Origin of the sequence: Streptomyces sp. NRRL B-1347, assembly GCF_000720325.1 — a bacterium.
Lineage (GTDB): Bacteria > Actinomycetota > Actinomycetes > Streptomycetales > Streptomycetaceae > Streptomyces.
Window position 1 is genome coordinate 26,738 of sequence record NZ_JOJM01000012.1, and the last position, 18,496, is coordinate 45,233.

16 protein-coding genes and 1 pseudogene are annotated in these 18,496 nt (G+C 72.6%); 12 read left to right on the forward strand and 5 right to left on the reverse strand.

Annotation, left to right across the window (positions count from 1 at the left end; all coding sequences use genetic code 11):
* Positions 1-22: 22 nt before the first annotated feature.
* Positions 23-997 carry a DMT family transporter gene (locus IG74_RS0113455; RefSeq protein WP_234334327.1) on the forward strand — a complete coding sequence of 325 codons (975 nt, stop codon included), beginning with the start codon at positions 23-25 and terminating at the stop codon, positions 995-997.
* Between the two features lie 11 nt (positions 998-1,008).
* Here the strand turns inward: IG74_RS0113455 and IG74_RS0113460 are convergent, their stop codons facing one another.
* A complete protein-coding gene (locus tag IG74_RS0113460) occupies positions 1,009-2,787 on the reverse strand; it encodes a B12-binding domain-containing radical SAM protein (protein WP_199818827.1) in 1,779 nt (592 codons plus the stop codon).
* A gap of 286 nt (positions 2,788-3,073) precedes the next feature.
* On the opposite strand from IG74_RS0113460, the gene IG74_RS0113465 reads away from it, so the two are divergent.
* From IG74_RS0113465 to IG74_RS0113490, 6 genes and pseudogenes are all read left to right on the forward strand, one after another.
* Positions 3,074-3,667, forward strand: a complete 594-nt coding sequence (locus IG74_RS0113465) for a chorismate mutase (RefSeq protein ID WP_030674991.1) — start codon at positions 3,074-3,076, stop codon at positions 3,665-3,667.
* Positions 3,668-3,801: 134 nt separating this feature from the next.
* Positions 3,802-4,158: an effector-associated constant component EACC1 gene (locus IG74_RS52070; RefSeq protein ID WP_158857607.1), complete on the forward strand. Its 357-nt coding sequence runs from the start codon at positions 3,802-3,804 to the stop codon at positions 4,156-4,158.
* Positions 4,155-6,791 carry a caspase, EACC1-associated type gene (locus IG74_RS47905; RefSeq protein WP_051854851.1) on the forward strand — a complete coding sequence of 879 codons (2,637 nt, stop codon included), beginning with the start codon at positions 4,155-4,157 and terminating at the stop codon, positions 6,789-6,791. Before IG74_RS52070 ends, IG74_RS47905 begins: the two co-directional genes overlap by 4 nt.
* Before the next feature lie 178 nt (positions 6,792-6,969).
* Positions 6,970-7,575 (forward strand): cysteine hydrolase family protein, encoded by a 606-nt coding sequence (locus IG74_RS0113480; RefSeq protein WP_030675014.1) that lies wholly within the window; start codon positions 6,970-6,972, stop codon positions 7,573-7,575.
* Between the two features lie 25 nt (positions 7,576-7,600).
* Positions 7,601-7,950 (forward strand): annotated as a pseudogene (locus IG74_RS48710) (hypothetical protein).
* Positions 7,951-8,033: 83 nt separating this feature from the next.
* Positions 8,034-9,296 carry an epoxide hydrolase family protein gene (locus IG74_RS0113490; protein WP_051854853.1) on the forward strand — a complete coding sequence of 421 codons (1,263 nt, stop codon included), beginning with the start codon at positions 8,034-8,036 and terminating at the stop codon, positions 9,294-9,296.
* A gap of 45 nt (positions 9,297-9,341) precedes the next feature.
* Here IG74_RS0113490 and IG74_RS0113495 read toward each other — a convergent pair whose 3' ends face one another.
* The 3 genes from IG74_RS0113495 to IG74_RS0113505 all read right to left on the reverse strand — a co-directional run bounded on the left by IG74_RS0113495 (position 9,342) and on the right by IG74_RS0113505 (position 12,467).
* Positions 9,342-10,208, reverse strand: a complete 867-nt coding sequence (locus tag IG74_RS0113495) for an RNA polymerase sigma-70 factor (RefSeq protein ID WP_030675020.1) — start codon at positions 10,206-10,208, stop codon at positions 9,342-9,344.
* Positions 10,205-10,783 (reverse strand): carboxymuconolactone decarboxylase family protein, encoded by a 579-nt coding sequence (locus IG74_RS0113500; protein WP_030675023.1) that lies wholly within the window; start codon positions 10,781-10,783, stop codon positions 10,205-10,207. Before IG74_RS0113500 ends, IG74_RS0113495 begins: the two co-directional genes overlap by 4 nt.
* Positions 10,784-10,862: 79 nt before the next feature.
* The gene (locus IG74_RS0113505; RefSeq protein ID WP_030675026.1) at positions 10,863-12,467 is read right to left on the reverse strand and encodes an acyl-CoA synthetase; all 1,605 of its coding nucleotides are present in this window, start codon (positions 12,465-12,467) and stop codon (positions 10,863-10,865) included.
* A gap of 171 nt (positions 12,468-12,638) precedes the next feature.
* Here IG74_RS0113505 and IG74_RS0113510 point away from each other — a divergent pair, with 171 nt between their 5' ends.
* From IG74_RS0113510 to IG74_RS0113530, 5 genes are all read left to right on the forward strand, one after another.
* Entirely contained in the window at positions 12,639-13,448 is an 810-nt protein-coding gene (locus IG74_RS0113510; RefSeq protein ID WP_030675029.1) for a crotonase/enoyl-CoA hydratase family protein, read from the forward strand.
* An 18-nt stretch (positions 13,449-13,466) separates the two neighbouring features.
* On the forward strand, positions 13,467-14,435 hold the full coding sequence (locus tag IG74_RS0113515; RefSeq protein ID WP_030675030.1) for a Zn-ribbon domain-containing OB-fold protein: 969 nt from the start codon (positions 13,467-13,469) through the stop codon (positions 14,433-14,435).
* Entirely contained in the window at positions 14,432-15,505 is a 1,074-nt protein-coding gene (locus IG74_RS0113520) for a thiolase domain-containing protein (RefSeq protein WP_030675032.1), read from the forward strand. Before IG74_RS0113515 ends, IG74_RS0113520 begins: the two co-directional genes overlap by 4 nt.
* On the forward strand, positions 15,498-16,679 hold the full coding sequence (locus IG74_RS0113525) for a thiolase domain-containing protein (protein WP_030675034.1): 1,182 nt from the start codon (positions 15,498-15,500) through the stop codon (positions 16,677-16,679). The genes IG74_RS0113520 and IG74_RS0113525 overlap by 8 nt, the downstream gene beginning before the upstream one ends.
* Before the next feature lie 103 nt (positions 16,680-16,782).
* On the forward strand, positions 16,783-17,028 hold the full coding sequence (locus IG74_RS0113530; RefSeq protein ID WP_030675038.1) for a DUF397 domain-containing protein: 246 nt from the start codon (positions 16,783-16,785) through the stop codon (positions 17,026-17,028).
* A gap of 83 nt (positions 17,029-17,111) precedes the next feature.
* On the opposite strand, the gene IG74_RS0113535 is transcribed toward IG74_RS0113530, so the two are convergent.
* A complete protein-coding gene (locus tag IG74_RS0113535; RefSeq protein ID WP_051854854.1) occupies positions 17,112-18,425 on the reverse strand; it encodes an aminotransferase class V-fold PLP-dependent enzyme in 1,314 nt (437 codons plus the stop codon).
* Between the last annotated feature and the right edge of the window lie 71 nt (positions 18,426-18,496).

Consider the following 18,496-nt stretch of genomic DNA (forward strand, 5'->3'; position numbering starts at 1 on the left):
CCGGGCACGGGGGGCTGGACTGGTGGACGCGCGGAACAGACAAGCCGACGTCATCGCGTCGGGGGACGAGCGCGGGGGAGCGGCACACTCGGCGCGCCGGCTGCGGGCCACCGGAATCGGCGGGGTGGCCGTCCTGCTGTGGGCGTCGCTCGCCCTGGTCACCACGCTGACCGGGCGGATTCCGCCGTTCCAGCTGACCGCGATGGCGTTCGCGGTCGGCGGGGTCATCGGCCTCCCCCGGGCCGTCCGCGGCGGCGCGGCGCTCGCCCGCGGGCTGCCCGGCGGCGCCTGGGCGCTCGGCATCGGCGGCCTGTTCGGCTATCACTTCTTCTACTTCCTGGCCCTGCGCAACGCCCCGGCGGTCGACGCCGGGCTCATCGCCTACCTGTGGCCGCTGCTGATCGTGGTGTTCTCCGCGGCCCTGCCCGGCGAGCGGCTGCGCTGGTGGCACACGGCGGGCGCGGTACTCGGGCTCGGCGGCACCTTCCTCCTGGTCACCGGCGGTCAGGGGGTGCACCTGAAGGGCGAGCACCTGCTCGGGTACACCGCGGCCGCCGTCTGCGCGGTGGTGTGGTCGGCCTACTCGGTGGCCAACCGCCGGTATCCGCAGGTCCCCACGGACATGGTCGCCTTCTTCTGCCTGGCCACGGCGGCCCTCGCGGTCGTCTGCCACCTGCTGTTCGAGACCACCGTCCGGCCCGACGGCTGGCAGTGGCTCGCCGTGCTCGCCCTGGGCCTCGGTCCGGTCGGCGGGGCCTTCTACGTCTGGGACCACGGCACCAAACACGGCGACATCCAACTCCTGGGCACGTTCTCGTACTTCGCCCCGCTGCTCTCCACCGCGCTGCTCGTCGCGACCGGGCGAGCGGACGCGAGCTGGCCCGTCGCCGCCGCCAGCGTGCTGATCGCCGGTGGTGCCACGCTGGCCTCGGCGGACGCCCTGCGCGCGGCACGGCAGCGGGGCCGAGCCGGGCCCGGCCACCCGCGAAGGGGCTGAGCCCGGCCGGATCAGGCGTCCACCGGCCAGGTGCCCCGGCGGACCATTTCCACCACCTTGTCGGCGCCGTTGGCCCGCACGAGGAGCTCCAGACGCGCGCGTTCGATGTCCTCCGCGCTCCACTGGTCGGTGGCCATGGTCCCCTTCTCGTGCGACCAGCCGTTGTCGTAGTGGCGTACGACGTAGTCCTTCTGGAAGTCCCACATCTTCGTGCCCGGCAGCGGCGTGACGATGAACGGGTTGGCGTACGCCATGCCGTGGCCCATGAGCGTGACCGCGTAGTCGATGGTCTTCTCGATCTGCTCCAGGGACTCGACGTACGGCTCGTCACCGGGCCGCTCGGGCGGGTTGACGAAGCCGAGCATGAAGCCGCCGGTGACCTGGATGCCGTACTCGGTGAACATCTCCACGATCTCCCCGGTCGCCTTCTGGAAGGCGTTGAGCCGGGGCTTGCCCGATTCGACCAGGCTGTCCTCGTTGGCGCTCTCCACCGCGAGGTAGACGCTGTAGCAGCCGCCCGCGGCCATGGCCTTGATCAGGTCCCGGCAGGTGAGCCCGGCCCGCATCGCCGCGAGCACGTTGCGGAAGTTGGGGTTGCGCCGCTCGCTCTCGTCCATGCTGTCCGCGAACTCGGTGCCCAGGTGCAGCAGGACGAGGTTGAACAGGCTCAGGCCGCCCTCCTCGACCCACGGCAGGTCGTGCTTGCGCAGGAGCTTGAAGGTCTCCATCGCGTACAGCGGGTCGTGCAGCAAGTGGTCGTCCTCGATGAGGACTTCGGTCACGCCGTGCTTGCGGATCTCGGCGAGGTGCAGATCGAACCAGTCGGTGCCGAGCGCCCGCCACGGGCCGTTGACCATCGGGATGTAGCAGAAGTCGCAGCCGACGTTGCAGCCGATGGTGGAGAAGATCTGCGCCCAGGAGCCGTGGTCGCGCACCCGCTTGCCCGAGGAGTGGTAGCCCTGCTCGTACTGGGCCATGTCCAGCATCCCGAAGTCGGGCAGCGGCATCATGCCGAGCCGCTGGTCGAGGCCCTGCCGCTTGGGCAGGATCCGCATGTACGGCGACATCGCCGTCGTCTTGACCACGGCCCCGTCGGCGCGCCGGTAGGCGATGCCCGGCACGGCGTCGACGTCACCGCCCTCCTCGGTCAGCGCCTGGAGGAGAGCGGTGAAGGTCTGGTCCGCCTCGTTGATGACCACGTAGTCGAAGGGGGAGTCCGGCACGGCGTACTGCCAGTCGCCGCTGGGGTGGGCGCCGCCCGTGACCGTCACGATCCCGGGATCGATGTCCTTGACCAGATCGGCGAGGGCGCGCGCGTTGCCCCACTGGACGGTGTAGATGCACTGGACGCCGACGACATCGGGGTCGAACTCCTCGATGAGCGCGCGCAGTTGCGCGTCGTCGAGGCCGTAGCGCACCAGGCTGCTGCCGCTCCCGAGGTCGACGAGCCGGCGCTCCTGCTCCCAGCCGGCGAAGGGCGAGTCGACGATGCGGACGTCGAAGCCCGAGAGGCGCGCGTTCGCCGCGATGCGCAGCAGGCCGATCGGGGTGCCCGCCCGCTTCATGACCTCGAAGGTGTCAAGTCCGAGCGCCCGGAAGCTGCTCCGCTGCGGGGAGGATTCGACGACGCGGGTGTACGAGGGTACGAGGAGCAGCACGCGGGGCGACTCCCCGCGGGCGCGCCGCCGGGTGCCGGACGGCGACGTGCGCGAGGAGGGGACGCCCAGGTGCCGCAGCGGCGGGCGCTGTGGGGCACTGGAGAACTTGACGGACGGTCTTTCGATGAGCACGGGCGCATGGGAAGCGGATCGTGTCATGAGCGCTCCATCTGTCCGATTCGAACGGAGAATTCGTTCAGATCGTGACCGTCTTCACACAGTGAGGACAGGGTTCCGCGGCGAATGGCGTGAACCAGCGCATGCGGCCCCCTACATCTGATCTGCGAGGATCGGATGCCCCGTGATCTGCGAAGATCCGACGACCCGCAAGAAACGACCCGGGGGGACTCCCGTGCATCTCGCCACTCCCGCCACTGTTGGCACTCCCACCGCTCCCGCTGTCTCTCGATTCGGACGTCTGCTCGCCGTCGGCGGCACGGCCGCCGTGCTCGTGCTCGGTGGGAGCGCCGCCGTCGCAGCACCCGCGGCGCGGACGACACCTGCCGCGAGCCTCGGCACGCAGTCCGGCCCGTACGCTCAACTCCGCACCGTCGCCGCGCTCTCCGCCGACCGCCTGGCCACCGCCGACCTCGTCGCCGCAGCCAAGTACGGCACGGGAAGCCCCATCGACGACCCGGCGCGTGAGCAGCAGGTGCTGGACGCCGTGGCACGCCAGGCGGTGGAGGCGGGCGGGCACCCGGAGTCGACCGTGCGCGTCTTCCGCGACCAGATCGAGGCGAACAAGCTCGTCCAGCGCGCCCTGCACCGGCGGTGGGACGCCGACCCGTCGTCCGCGCCCACCGAGCGGCCCGACCTCGGCAAGGTCCGCGAGGAGATCAACCGCGTCAACGGGGCGCTCGTACGTGCCCTCGCCGCGTCGACGGCCGCGCGCACCGCACCGTACTGCGGCGGCCTGCTGACAGCGGCCACCGCGCACGTACGGCATGAGCGCGGCCTCGACGCGTTGCACGCGACAGCGTTGCGGAGAGCCTTGCCGTCCGTGTGCGGATAAGCAAGCGGTGGCGGGAAGTCACCCCTGAATGGATGCACGTCGGCATACACCTCCCCCAGCCCGTACGGAAGATGCGACCCTGATGTACCAGCCGGTGCCGGGCCGGTGTGAGGCGAGCACGGGGGAGTGTGTGCATGGGCGAAGTCTGGATCGACGCGGGAGATGCGGCAGGGGCTGGCGCGCTCGCCGGATGGCTGCGGCGCGACCCCGGAATGGCACGGTCGGGCGTCGAGATCGAGACCGCGGGTCCCACCCCTGCGGGGCCGTCCGGAGCGGGCGGCGCGATGGGCGCGGTGGAGACGGTCACCGCCGTCGTCAACAGCACGGTCGCCGTGCTCTCGCTGCTGGTGGCCGTCGCCGCCTGGCGGCGCCCGCACGGCGCCAAACCGCCCCTGGTGCGGGTGATCGAGGACGACGGGACAGTGGTGGAGGGGACTCCCAAGGAAGTGCTCGACACCGTGCGGGCGCGCCGCGAGCAGCCCGAAGCATGACCGTGCGCCTGTCAGCCCGCACGTCCTCCCGAGCGGTCCTGATCGGGGTGCACACCTACGCGGAGCAGGCCGGACTCTCCCCGTTACCCGCGGTGCGGCGGAACATCACCGCGTTGCGGGAGGTCCTCTGCGACGAGGTCGGCTGGGGCCTGTCGTCCGCCAGCTGCCGCGTCATGGGACCCGAGGCCACCGGCGGCGACGTCATGCGGGCCATCGACGAGGCGGTGCGCGAGGCGAGCGACACCCTGTTCGTCTACTACGCCGGGCACGGACTGCTGCACCCCGACCGGCCCACCGAACTCCACCTCGCCCTGCACGACTCCAACGAGCAGCAGATGTGGCGGGCCCTGCCGTACGCGTACATCCGTGACGAGGTGCGCGCGGCACACCGGCAGCGGCAGCTGAAGTGCGCCGTGGTGCTCGACTGCTGCTTCAGCGGCGCGGCCGTCGAGGGCGGCATGAGCCACCCCGAAGCGCTCCTGAAGCAGGCCGCCGACATCGACGGCGTCTGCGTGCTCACGTCGAGCGCCGCCACCGAACTCGCCTACGCGCCGCCCGGCGAGGAGCTGACCGCCTTCACCGGCGCGCTCGTCGACCTGGTGCGGACAGGAGTGCCCGAGGCCGGTCCGGTGCTCGACTTCGGCACGCTCCACGCCCGCCTGCACCAACGCCTGAGCGCCCGGCAGCACCCCCAGCACCCCCAGCTCGGCACCCACAACTCCGGCGAGCGGATCGCCGTCTTCCGCAATCGTGCCTACGTCGAGCACGCGCGGGCCGAGGAGCACCGGAACGCGGCGGCACCGCAGCCGCCGCCCGCGGAGCGGCTGTTCGGCCGCGACCGCGAGCTGCGGGAGCTGGCCGAGGACGCGGCCCGAGGGCCCGGGCTCCTCGTCATCCACGGCCCGCCGGGCGTGGGCAAGTCGGCCCTGGCCGCCGCGCTGCACCAGCGGCTCACCGGCCGCCGCCCGGAGCACCCCGAGGCCGCGTTCCCCGTCGTCCTCCTGGACGGCGTCACGGACCTCGCCGAGGTGACCCGGACCACCGAGGCCTCGCCCGACGCGCTCGTCGTGGTCACCAGCCGCGCCTCGCTCACCGAGGCGGGGCCCGACGCCCGCCGCTATCCGCTCGCTCCCCTCGCCCTGGAGGACGCGGTGGAGATGATGCGGTATCTGAGCGGCCTGACCGGACACGACGCCGAACTCACCGAGATGGCGCGGATGCTGAGCTGCTTCCCGCTCGCCCTGTACCCGGTCGCCGCCCGGCTGCGCCGCACGCCGCCCGACCTCATGCTGGACGCCATGCGCGAGTCGGACCGGCCCTTGCAGCACCTGCGCTGGGACGACGACCGCGTGCGGGCCGCGTACACCATGTCGTACGAAGCGCTCGACGAGCGGCAGCGGCACGTCCTGCACGCCTGCGTCAGCCACCCGGGACCGGACTTCGACCGGCACTCGGCGGCGGCCCTGAGCCGCATGCCTCCCGGCATCTGCGGGCTGATGCTGGAGGAACTCGTCGACGCGGGGCTGCTCCAGCGGAGCGAGGGCCGGTACGCCTTCCACGACCTCTACCGCAGCTACTCGCACACCAGCGCCCAGGAGCAGGCCCTGTGCCGCACCTGGCTGTACCTGCATCTGAGGCGACGGCTCAAGGCCACGCGCGAGGGCGGCGCCGACCGGGCCTGGCGGGTGGCGGCCCTGCCCGAGCTGCGCGCGGCCGCGCGTGCGGCGCGCGGGGACCGGTGGACCGTGGCGACCGAGCTGAGCTGCGAGGTGGCCGACGCCCTGCGCGAGGAGCGGTGCCTCGACGAGGCCAGGGAGGAGGCCGAAGCCGCCTACCGCTACGCGGCGGGCCGCGCCGACGGCCGGGGCATCGCCAGGGCCCGCGGCTGCCTCGCCCTCCTGGGCGGTGAACTCGGCCCCGGTGACCAGCGGCAGCGCGCCCGCGAAGTCGCCACCGTACGGCAGGAGGTGACGGCCGAACTCCGCCGCGCGGCCCGGACGGCACGGCAGGGCACGCAGGACCCGGCCGACCCGGTCGACCTGGGCCACCAGCTGATGACCCTCGCTGAGCGGGCCCTGATCGCCGGTCTCGTCGAGGACGCCATGCGCTTCCAGGCCGAGGCCCACGCCTGTTTCGAGGACGCGGGCGACGAGAAGCTCCTGGCCGAGTGCCTCGTCGGGCAGGCCGCGCTGCACACCTTCGCCGGACGCTTCCTGGCCGCCGCGACCCTGGCCGACCAGGCCGCCGGGCTGCTCACCGCCCACAGCGACAAGGAAGGCGCCGCCCACGCGCACGCCTCGGCGGCGGAGGCCCTGCGCAAGGCGGGCGACCTCACGGCGGCCGCCGAGCACGCCTACCGCGCGCTCAGGCTGTTCGAGGCGGGCGGCGATCCCGCCGGCCTCAACTACGCCTACCGCCTGGCCGCGAAGGTCGAATGGGCGCGGCAGAACCACCCGCTGGCCCGACAGCTCCTGGACAAGGCCCGCGCGCTGCCCCGCGACTCGGGCGTCGCGGAGGAGGGGCCGTCCACCCAGGCCATCGCACACCCGTCGCGGGCCTTCCGGGCCCGGGCGGCGTCCGGCGGGGCACCGGGTCCGGAGGCCGACGAGGGTGACCGGTGCCGCACGGGCTGACCGGCACCGGAAGCCCTGTAACGCAGGCGGCACGCGTATCGCAGGTATGCATGGAGCGCCGGGGAGGCATGTAACACATGCGGCGCACGTGACACCTGTCCGGAGCGCCACCTTCCCTTTCCTCGATGACTCCTCAATGCCTTCCTCAACGACTCCTCATGACTTAAGGACAGCCCTCATGGCCAACAGTGCCCTTCTCGTAATGGACGTTCAGCGGGACGTCGTGGACGTAGCGCACGGCAAAGGTGTGCTGGCCGGAGGCGTGCCCGGCGTGGCGGCCGCCGACAGCTCGGAGTACCTCTCCCGCCTGGGCAAGGCGATCGACGGTGCCCGAGCGGCAGGCATCACCGTCATATACGTCGTGATGGGCCTGCGCGCGGACAAGACGGAGGTGAGCCCGCGCAACAAGATCGTCACCAATGTCGTGCAGATCGGCCTCTTCGCCGAAGGCAACCCCGGCAACGAGATCCACCCGGACATCGCGCCCCAGGAGGGCGACATCGTGGTCACCAAGAGGCGGGGGAGCGCCTTCTCCGGCAGCGACCTCGACCTCGTGCTCCGGGCCCGCGACATCAACACCCTCGTCCTCACCGGCATCGCCACCAGCGGCGTCGTGCTCCACACCGTGTGCGCGGGCAACGACCTGGACCTGGACCTCACCGTCCTGGGCGACGCCTGCCTCGACCTCGACCCCGAGGTGCACCGGTTCCTGACCGAGAAGCTGTTCCCGCAGTGGTTCGACGTACTCACCGTGGAGGAGTGGGTCACGTCCGTCGCCCCGTGACGAGCCCGTCTCCTATCGTGATTCCGTGAACGGTTCCACGCGGCCCCTGCTCTTCCTCGACATCGATGGTCCGCTCATCCCCTTCGGCGCGACGCGCGCACAGCTGCCGGACGGATACCCGACCTGCGAGACCGGGCGCGGGCCACGTGGAGCCACGGAGAATCCGCTGATCACCAGGGTCGATCCCGCGCTCTCGTGAACTGGGCGGACGGGTGCCCCTTCGCCTGGGTCGACGACGAGATCTCCGGCCTGGACCGGTCCTGGGTGGCGGCCTGCTGCCCGGGGCGGGCCCTGCTCCATCGCGTCGATCCCAGGGTCGGCCTGACCGACGAGGACTTCGTGGCGCTCGACGAGTGGCTGCGGTCCTGGGGGTAGTGGGGCCCGGAGGTGGGGCGGCTCGGGGGATGTGGCCCGGTCGGGTGGACGTGGTCGGCGCGGGCGGACGTAGCATGCGCCGAATGACGACGATCTCCCCCTCTGCCTCCGGCTCGGACTCGGACCCGGCATCGGATTCGGCCTCGGTCGATGAGGCCCTGCGTCCGTTCCGCATCGACGTACCCCAGAGCGAACTCGACGATCTGCACGGGCGTCTCGACCGCACCCGGTGGCCGGACGAGCTGCCAGGTGTGGGGTGGGCCTACGGCACGCCGCGTGGCTATCTTCAGGAGCTCGCGCACTACTGGCGCCACACGTACGACTGGCGGGCTGCCGAAGCCGAGTTGAACCAGTGGCCGCAGTTCACCACCACCATCGACGGCGCGCACGTGCACTTCGCGCACATCCGGTCGCCCGAACCGGACGCGACCCCGCTGCTCATGACCCACGGCTGGCCCGGCTCGATCGTCGAGTTCGCCGACGTCATCGGCCCGCTCACCAACCCCCGCGCGCACGGCGCCGCCGACGCGGAGGCCTTCCACCTGGTGCTCCCCAGCATCCCCGGCTTCGGCTTCTCCGGCCCCACGGTCCAGACGGGCTGGGAGCTGAAGCGGGTGGCCGCCGCGTTCACCGTGCTGATGGAGCGCCTCGGCTACGCCCGCTACGGGGTGCAGGGCGGTGACTGGGGCGCGGGCATCTCCCGGGAGCTCGGGCGCGCCTGGCCCTCGCGGGTCACCGGCGTTCATCTGAACCTCCTGCCGAACTCCTTCCAGGCCGAAGTGCCGAGCGCTGAGGAGCTGGCCGCGCTCGGCCCGCGGGAGCGGGAGCGGGCCTCGGCCTCCTGGGCGCGCTTCCAGGCGTGGAGCCGCGACCGCCAGGGGTACGCGGACATCCAGGCCACCCGCCCGCAGACCCTGGCGTACGGCCTGACCGACTCCCCGGTCGGGCAACTGGCCTGGATCGTGGAGAAGTTCAAGGAGTGGACCGACTCCGAGAACCACCCCGAGGACGCGGTCGACCGCGACCGGCTGCTCACCAACGTGATGCTGTACTGGCTCACCGGCACGGCCGGTTCGTCCGCCCGCATCTACTACGAGCGCGCCCACGCGGACTACTGGGGCACCCCGCCCGAGCCGTCGACCACCCCGACCGCCCTGGCCGTCTTCCCGCACGACAACTTCATCCCCCTGCGGCACATCGCCGACCGCACGAACAACATCGCGCAGTGGACGGAGTACGACCGAGGCGGCCACTTCCCGGCCCTGGAACAGCCGACACTCCTGGTCGACGACATCCGCAGGTTCTTCCGCGGCCTGCGCGCCGAACGCCCGTCCACGGACGCGTAGCGCGTCGCCCGCGCAAGTTCCCCGCTACGTGAGGAAGGCACGTGCCTACCGTGTGAGTTCGGCCAGCTCGTCCAGGTGGGTCAGTTTCCGTGGGTTGCGGACCACGTAGATCCGGGTGACGTGGCCGTGCTCGATCGTGAGGCTGACCGCGGCCGGTTCGCCGTCGAAGGTGATGCGGCCCGCGGGGGCGCCGTTGAGCTGTATCGGCCGGGTGTCGAGCGTGGTCGCCACATGGTGGGCGCGGGCCAGGACGGGGGCCACCGTGTCGGCCCCGTGGAGCGGGGCCAGCGCGGCGGTGACGAGGCCGCCGCCGTCGGTGATCATGACCACGTCGGGGGCCATGACCTCCATCAGCTCCTGGAGGTGGCCGGTGCGCAGCGCGGCCAGGAAGCGGTCCACCACGGCCTGTTGCTCCGAGCGGCTCACCTGGACCCGGGGGCGCCGGGCCGCCACGTGGTCGCGGGCCCGCCGGGCGATCTGGCGTACCGCGGCCGGGGACTTGCCGACCGCCCCGGCGATCTCGCCGTACGGCATCTCGAAGACCTCGCGGAGCACGAACACCGCCCGCTCCGTGGGCGCGAGCGTCTCCAGGACGGTCAGCATCGCGATCGAGACGCTGTCGGCGAGTTCGACGTCCTCGGCGACGTCGGGGCTGGTCAGGAGCGGCTCCGGCAGCCACTCGCCCACGTAGTCCTCGCGGCTGCGCGACAGCGTGCGCAGCCGGTTGAGGGCCTGGCGCGTGACGAGCCGGACGAGGTAGGCGCGCGGGTCACGCACCTGTGCCCGGTCGACGTCGGCCCACCGCAGCCAGGACTCCTGCAGCACGTCCTCGGCGTCCGCGGCCGAGCCGAGCATCTCGTAGACGACGGTGAAGAGCAGGCCGCGGTGGGCGACGAAGGGGTCATCCGTCATGACGCGGACGCTGCGCCGGAGGTGTGCGGGCGCGTCGCCAGCGGGATCTCGCAGGCGGACGAGAAGCCCTGCGACTCGACGCCGTTCGCCACGTTGGCCCGGGTCGCCAGGTTGATGAAGGCGATGAACGCGGTGAGTTCGACCATCGCCGCCGCGCCGAGACGGTCGAGCAGCCCCGCGTACAGCTCGTCGGTGACGGTCAGCGGCGTGCTCGTCATGGCTTCGGCGTACTCCATGACGTCCCGTTCCAGAGGTGTGAACACGTCGGACTCCCGCCAGCGCGGCACCTGGCTGGCCTTGACCAGGTCAAGGTCGGCGTTCCGCGCGTGGAAGTAGCCGACGTCCAGGCACCAGCTGCAGCCGACCTGCGCCGCGACGGCCATGTGCGCGAACGACTTGAGGCTCGCGTCGGCCGCGTCCCACGCGCCGACCTTGTCGCCGAACTCCAGGTTGTCCTGGGCGACCTGGGGGCTGTGCCAGATGACCTCGACGTTCTCGGGCACCGCGCCGAGCTGGTCGACCATGCTCTGCGCGAGTTCGGTGGGGAGCTGGGCCTTCGGAATGCGTAGCGCCATGGGTGTTCTCCTTGTACGAGTGCCTGATCGGCTGTTCGACATGAAGACACCGCCGGGCTCGCGGATGTGACACTCCTCGTCAGGTCTCCGCCGCCACCTTCCTGGCCCACCGGTAGTCCGCCTTGCCGCTCGGGGAGCGCTGGATGTGGTCCGTGAACACCGCGGAGCGGGGGATCTTGTAGCCGGCGAGGCGGGTGCGGCAGTGGGCCTTGAGGGCCGCGAGATCCAGGGGCGGGGCGTCGGGGCGGAGCTGGACGACGGCCGCGACGCGGCTGCCCCAGCGCTCGTCGGGCACCCCGGCGACCAGCGCGTCGTAGACGTCGGGATGGGACTTGAGGGCCTGCTCGACCTCTTCAGGGTAGACCTTCTCGCCGCCGGTGTTGATGCACTGCGAGCCGCGGCCGAGGACGGTGACGATGCCCTCGGCGTCGACCGTGGCCATGTCGCCGAGCAGGACCCAGCGCTCGTCGCCGCGCTGGAAGAACGTCTCCGCCGTCTTCTTCGGGTCGTTGTAGTAGCCGAGCGGGACGTGGCCGCGCTGGGCGATGCGGCCCGGCTCGCCGACGGCCACCGGCTCGTGCGTGGCCGGGTCCACCACCTGCGTACGGGAGTTGACCTGGATGCGGAAGCCGCGCTCCGGGCCCGAGTCGTCCGTGGCGGTGCCGTTGAAGCCGGACTCGGACGAGCCGAAGTTGTTGAGGAGCATGACGTTCGGGGCGAGCGCGGTGAACTGGGCGCGGACGGTGTCCGACATGATCGCGCCGGAGGAGGAGACACTGAAGAGGGACGAGAGGTCCGTGCCCGCGCAGGGGCCGTTCAGCGCGTCGATCAGGGGCCGCAGCATCGCGTCGCCCGCCAGCGAGACGCTGGTCACCCGCTCGCGCTGGATGGTGCGCAGGACCTCCTCGGGGGCGAACCTGCGGTGGATGACCAGGCGCTGGCCGAAGTGGAAGCAGATGAAGGCGGTCAGCGTCGAGGTGCCGTGCATCAGCGGCGGCGTCGGGAAGAACGTGAGGCCGTCGCCGCCGGCCGCCACCCGCTCGGCGACCTCCTCGGGCCGGGTGACCGGCTCGCCCGTCGGCGCGCCGCCGCCGAGCCCGGAGAAGAACAGGTCCTCCTGGCGCCACATCACGCCCTTGGGCATGCCGGTCGTGCCGCCGGTGTAGATGATGAAGAGGTCGTCCGCCGAGCGCGGCGCGAAGCCGCGCGCGGCAGAGCCGGACGCCTCCGCCTCGGCGAAGGGCACGGCCCGCGGCTCCGCAGCGCCCTCGCCGACCCGGATCAGGTGCCGCAGCTTGGGCGCGCGGGGGAGAGCCGCCGCCACCCGCTCGGCGAACTCGGCGTCGAAGACGAGCGCCGCCAGGTCCGCGTCCCGGTAGAGGTAGGCCAACTCCTGCTCGACGTAGCGGTAGTTGACGTTCACCGGCACCAGACGGGCCTTGAGGCAGCCGAGGACCGTCTGGAGGTACTCGACGCCGTTGTACAGGTGCAGGCCCAGGTGCTCGCCGGGCTTGAGGCCGCTGTCGATCAGATGGTGGGCGACGCGGTTCGCGGCCGCGTCGAGCTCCGCGTACGTCAGCCGGCGCTCGGCCCCGGTGCCGGGGTGGTCCAGATGCACGAGCGCCTCGCGGTCCGGCACCGCGTCGACGACTGACTCGAACAGGTCGGCAAGGTTGTACTCCACCGCTCCTCCTGACCCCGACGCCGTGACGTGCCGTGTGGCGGTCATCAGAGCAGAGGCGCCCGGAAGGCGGAAGGGGCCGTGCGGAAGAAATCTGACTGAGTGTCAGAATGCTATTGAACTGGCACCTCGCCTCCTGCAACCTGTTCCAGGTCTGAAGACGGGAGAACGGCCATGGGTGGCACGGAACATCTCTCCGTGCGGCGCGAAGGCGCCACACTGGTGCTCACACTGAACCGGCCCGAAGCCAGGAACGCGCTCTCACTGCCGATGCTCGTGGGCCTCTACGACGGCTGGCTCGCCGCCGACGCCGAGGACGGCGTGCGGTCGATCGTCCTCACCGGGGCGGGCGGGGCGTTCTGCGCGGGCATGGACCTGAAGGCCCTCGCGGGCAAGGGGATGGCGGGCGCCGAGGACGCGGCGTGCCGCGAGCGCCTCGCGGCGGACCCCGATCTGCACTGGAAGGCGATGCTGCGCCACCACCGGCCGCGCAAACCCGTCGTCGCCGCCGTCGAAGGGCCCTGTGTGGCGGGCGGCACCGAGATCCTCCAGGGCACCGACATCCGCGTCGCGGGCGAGTCCGCCACCTTCGGGCTCTTCGAGGTCAGGCGCGGCCTGTTCCCCATCGGCGGCTCCACGGTGCGCCTGCAGCGGCAGATCCCGCGCACCCACGCCCTGGAGATGCTGCTCACCGGCCGTCCGTACACCGCGCGGGAGGCCGCCGACGTGGGGCTCGTCGGCCACGTCGTGCCGGACGGCACCGCCCTGGAGCGGGCCCTCGCCATCGCCGAGCGGATCAACGCCTGCGGGCCCCTCGCCGTCGAGGCCGTCAAGGCCTCCGTGTACGAGACCGCCGACCTGAGCGAGGCCGACGGGCTCGCCGCCGAACTGGGGCGCGGCTGGCCCGTCTTCGACACCGCCGACGCCATGGAAGGCGCCCGCGCCTTCGCCGAGAAGCGCCCGCCCGTCTACCGGCGGGCCTGACCCCGAGGAGCCAGCGACATGCCCGACGCGCTCAGCGCCCCCCTGGTCGTGGAGTTCCCCTTCACCCGCTCCCTCGGCCCCGTCCAGTCCGCCTTCCTGACAGGACTGCGCGAACGCACCGTGCTCGGCGTGCGCACCACCGCGGGCGCGGTGCTCGTCCCGCCCGTCGAGTACGACCCCGAAACCGCGGCGGAGCTGCGGGACCTGGTCGAGGTCGCGGCCACCGGCACGGTCACCACCTGGGCCTGGAACCCCGCGCCCCGGCGCGGCCAGCCCCTGGACACCCCCTTCGCCTGGGTCCTCGTCCGCCTTGACGGAGCCGACACCGCGCTGCTGCACGCCCTGGACGCGCCGGGGCCCGACGCCGTCCGCACCGGACTGCGCGTCCGCGTCCGCTGGGCCGCCGAGCGCACGGGCGCCATCACGGACATCGCCTGTTTCGAGCCGTGCGACGCGGACGACCCCTGTGCGGATGAGGTGACGGCTCGTCAAGCAACCGCACACAGTGGTGCGTTCGCCGGTGAGCCCGTGACCGGCATCGTCGCCCCCGCCCGCCTCGACTACACCTACACCCCCGGCCGGGCCCAGACCGGCTACCTGGCCGCCCTGGCCGAGCGCCGCGCCGTCGGCGAGCGCTGCCCGCGCTGCCACAAGGTGTACGTGCCGCCGCGCGGAGTCTGCCCCACCTGCGGAGTCGCCACCACGGAGCAGGTGGAGGTCGGCCCGCGCGGCACCGTCACCACCTTCTGCGTGGTCAACATCAAGGCGAAGAACCTCGACATCGAAGTGCCCTACGTGTACGCGCACATCGCCCTCGACGGCGCCGACCTCGCCCTGCACGGGCGCATCGGCGGCATCCCGTACGACCAGGTCCGCATGGGCCTCCGCGTCGAACCGGTGTGGACCGAGGGCGGGCGCCACCCCGACCACTACCGGCCGACCGGCGAGCCCGACGCCGACTACGACACGTACAAGGAGCTGCTGTGACAGGGGAGTTCACCGGCGGGCCCAGGGACGTCGCCGTCGTCGCCTGTGCGCAGAGCGACCACCGGCGCCGCACCGACGAGCTCTCCGAGGTGGAGATGCTCATGCCGGTCCTGCACGAGGTCCTGGAGCGGACCGGTCTGACCGCCGCCGACATCGGCTTCACCTGCTCCGGATCGAGCGACTACCTCGCGGGCCGGGCGTTCTCCTTCACCATGGCGCTCGACGGCGTCGGCGCCTGGCCCCCCATCTCCGAGTCCCACGTCGAGATGGACGGCGCCTGGGCGCTGTACGAGGCCTGGGTGAAGCTCCTGACCGGCGACGCGGACACCGCGCTCGTCTACGCCTACGGCAAGTCCTCGCCCGGATCCGTACGGGACGTGCTCACCCGCCAGCTCGACCCCTACTACGTGGCCCCGCTGTGGCCCGACTCCGTCGCCCTCGCCGCCCTCCAGGCGCAGGCCCTCGTCGACGCGGGCCACACCGACGAGCCGGCCCTCGCGGCCGTCGCCGCCCGCAGCAGGGACGCGGCCACCGGCAACGTCCACGCGCAACTGCCGGGCGCCCGCCCGCACGGGGAGTACGTCGTCCGGCCGCTGCGCACCGGCGACTGCCCGCCCATCGGCGACGGCGCGGTCGCCGTGGTCCTCGCGGCCGGGGACCGGGCCCGCGCGCTGTGCGCCCGACCGGCCTGGATCCGCGGCATGGATCACCGCGTCGAGGCCCACTCCCTCGGCGTCCGGGACCTCACCGACTCGCCCTCCACACGCCTGGCCGCCGAGCGCGCCGGAGCCTTCGCGCGGCCCGTGGACACCGCCGAACTGCACGCGCCCTTCACCTCCCAGGAAGTCGTGCTGCGCAGGGCGCTGAGGCTCGACGACGGCGTCCTCGTCAACCCCTCGGGCGGCGCGCTCGCCGCCAACCCTGTCATGGCCGCCGGGCTCGTCCGCGTCGCCGAGGCCGCAGGCCGCATCCACCGCGGCGCGTCCGACCGCGCGCTCGCCCACGCCACCTCCGGCCCCTGTCTCCAGCAGAACCTGGTCGCCGTCCTGGAAGGGGAGTCCCGTGCCTGAAACCGCCACGGCCAAGGAGCACGTCGCGGTCGTCGGGGTCGGCCAGACCAAGCACGTCGCCGCCCGCCGCGACGTGTCCATCGCCGGGCTCGTCCGCGAGGCCGCCCGGCGGGCCCTCGACGACGCCGAACTGACCTGGGCGGACATCGACGCCGTCGTCATCGGCAAGGCCCCCGACTTCTTCGAGGGCGTCATGATGCCCGAGCTGTACCTCGCCGACGCGCTCGGCGCGGTCGGCAAACCGCTGCTGCGCGTGCACACCGCGGGCTCCGTCGGCGGCTCCACCGCGCTCGTCGCCGCCAACCTCGTCGCGAGCCGCGTCCAGCGCACCGTGCTCACCCTGGCCTTCGAGAAGCAGTCCGAGTCCAACGCCATGTGGGGGCTCTCCCTGCCCGTCCCCTTCCAGCAGCCGCTGCTCGCGGGCGCGGGCGGGTTCTTCGCCCCGCACGTACGCGCGTACATGCGGCGCAGTGGCGCCCCCGACTCCGTCGGCTCCCTGGTCGCGTACAAGGACCGCCGCAACGCCCTCAAGAACCCCTACGCGCACCTGCACGAACACGACATCACCCTGGAGAAGGTGCAGTCCTCGCCCATGCTGTGGGACCCCGTCCGCTACTCCGAGACCTGCCCGTCGTCCGACGGTGCCTGCGCCATGGTGCTCACCGACCGCGCCGGTGCCGCCCGCGCGCCGCGGCCGCCCGCCTGGGTGCACGGCGGCGCGATGCGCAGCGAGCCCACGATGTTCGCGGGCAAGGACTTCGTGTCGCCGCGCGCCGGGAAGGACTGCGCGGCCGACGTCTACCGGCAGGCGGGCATCGGCGACCCGCGCCGCCAGATCGACGCCGTCGAGATGTACGTGCCGTTCTCCTGGTACGAGCCGATGTGGCTGGAGAACCTCGGCTTCGCCGACGAGGGCGAGGGCTGGAAGCTCACCGAGTCCGGAGTGACAGAACTGGACGGTGACCTTCCGGTGAATATGTCGGGCGGTGTCCTGTCGACCAACCCCATCGGCGCCTCCGGCATGATCCGCTTCGCCGAGGCCGCGCTCCAGGTGCGCGGCCTCGCCGGGGAGCACCAAGTCGACGGCGTACGCAGGGCACTTGGGCACGCCTACGGCGGCGGCTCGCAGTTCTTCTCGATGTGGCTCGTCGGGGCCGAACCTCCCACGACCTGACGCGCCCCGTCCGCCCCGGCCGCCGTCCTGATGCCGCGGCCTGTCCGGCGCCGGGGCGGAAAGCTAGGCTGGCGGCGGACGACGCACTGGGAGGAGCACGGACGTGGCCGACAGCACCACCACTCAGCAGCATCCGCTCGCGGGCTGGGAGAAGCCGGACCTGGACCTCAGCGCCGCCGACTGGCGGTCGAGCAGCGAAGGCCGCGGGGACGTGCAGATCGCCTTCGTCGAGGGCTTCATCGCGATGCGCAACAGCGGGCGCCCGGAGAGCCCTTCGCTGATCTTCACGCCCGCGGAGTGGGGGGCGTTCGTGCACGGGGCCCGGGAGGGCCGCTTCGACCTGACGTGACGCCGGGGCCCCAGGCTCCCGGCAGCCACGTGTCAGCCGCCCTGCGGGACGGCCGGCCGATCCGGGCCGGCCGGCCCCACCGGTCAGCGCGCCGGTCGGCCCGCGATGTCGCGCACCACGCGCAGCGCGGCGTCGACGTCCCGCGCGGAGTTCATGACGCCGGTGCCGATCCGCGCGTACCCCAGGCTGTCGTGGTAGAGGGAGGACAGCCGGACCTCGCGCTCGGCGGCCAGGGTGACCACGTCGGCGCCGGGCAGGTCCCGCACGCTGAAGCAGGTGATGCCCGCGGACATCCCGGCTGCCGCGGGCGTGTGCACCCGTACGCCCGGGATGTCGGCGAGCTCCTGCTTGGCCCGCGTGGAGAGCTCCGCGATCCGGCCCGCGACCCGGGAGCGGCCCAGGGTCTGGTGGAACGCGACGGACACCGGCAGCGCGAAGGCGTGCTCGAAGGCCAGGAACCCGCCCGGTGAAAGCGGCGCGGCGCCCTCGCCCGCGATGAAGCTCGCGAACGTCGGACGCAGTTGCTCCAGCGCCCCCGGCGCCACCCAGAGGAGGCCTGTGCCGCGCGGCCCGAACAGCCACTTGTGCGTGCCCGCGACCAGCACGTCGGCCCCCAGGCGCGCGCCGTCCGCGTCCACCGCGGCCAGGCCGTGCACGCCGTCGACCACCAGCAGACAGCGATCGGCCTCCGTGCGCCCCCGGTTGGCCTCGCGGACCACCTCCGCGATGGCCTCCACCGGCATCCGCACGCCCGTCCTCGACTGCACCCAGGTGATGCCGAGCACCCTCGTCGTCGGCCGGAGCCGACTGCGCACCGCGCTCACCACCTCCTCGGCGGTGGCCTCGGCGGAGTCGGCGAACCACGAGTGGACGAGCCGCACCCGCGCCCCGTGCTTGTCCGCCGCCAGCCGCGCGGCGGCCTGGTGCACCGGATGGTCGTCCTCGCTGAGCAGGAACTCCTGACCGGGCCTGGTGCGCACGCCGTTGTACACGATGCCGAGGCCGATGGTCGTGCTCGCGGTGAGCGCGACGTGGTCGGCCTCGCCGCCCAGGTACGCGGCCAGGGACTCCCGTACGCGGTCCCAGCCCGTCGGGCCGTCGGGCAGCGAAAGCCGCGTCGGCACCAGCATCGGATCGGCGTCGAGCTGCCGGGCCAGGTGGTCCACCGCCGCCCGCACCACGCGCGGCTGGGAGGCCAGATAGAACGTCGCCAGATGGACCAGGCCCGGATCGAGTCGGAACTGCGCCCGTACCGCCCCCCAGTCCGGCCGCCCGTCAGGACCCAGCAGCCGCCGGGTGTCCGCCCCCGCGGTCTCGACCGCCGCGGCGATCCCGCCGCCCCACGCCGCCACCGCCGCGGACCCGACCGCACCCGCCAGCACGCTCCGCCTCTGCACCCCAATACCTCCAGAAGTCCGAAACCCAGCCACGGGCGAGGATCCCGTGGGGCGGGCCGTCGTGATGTCGC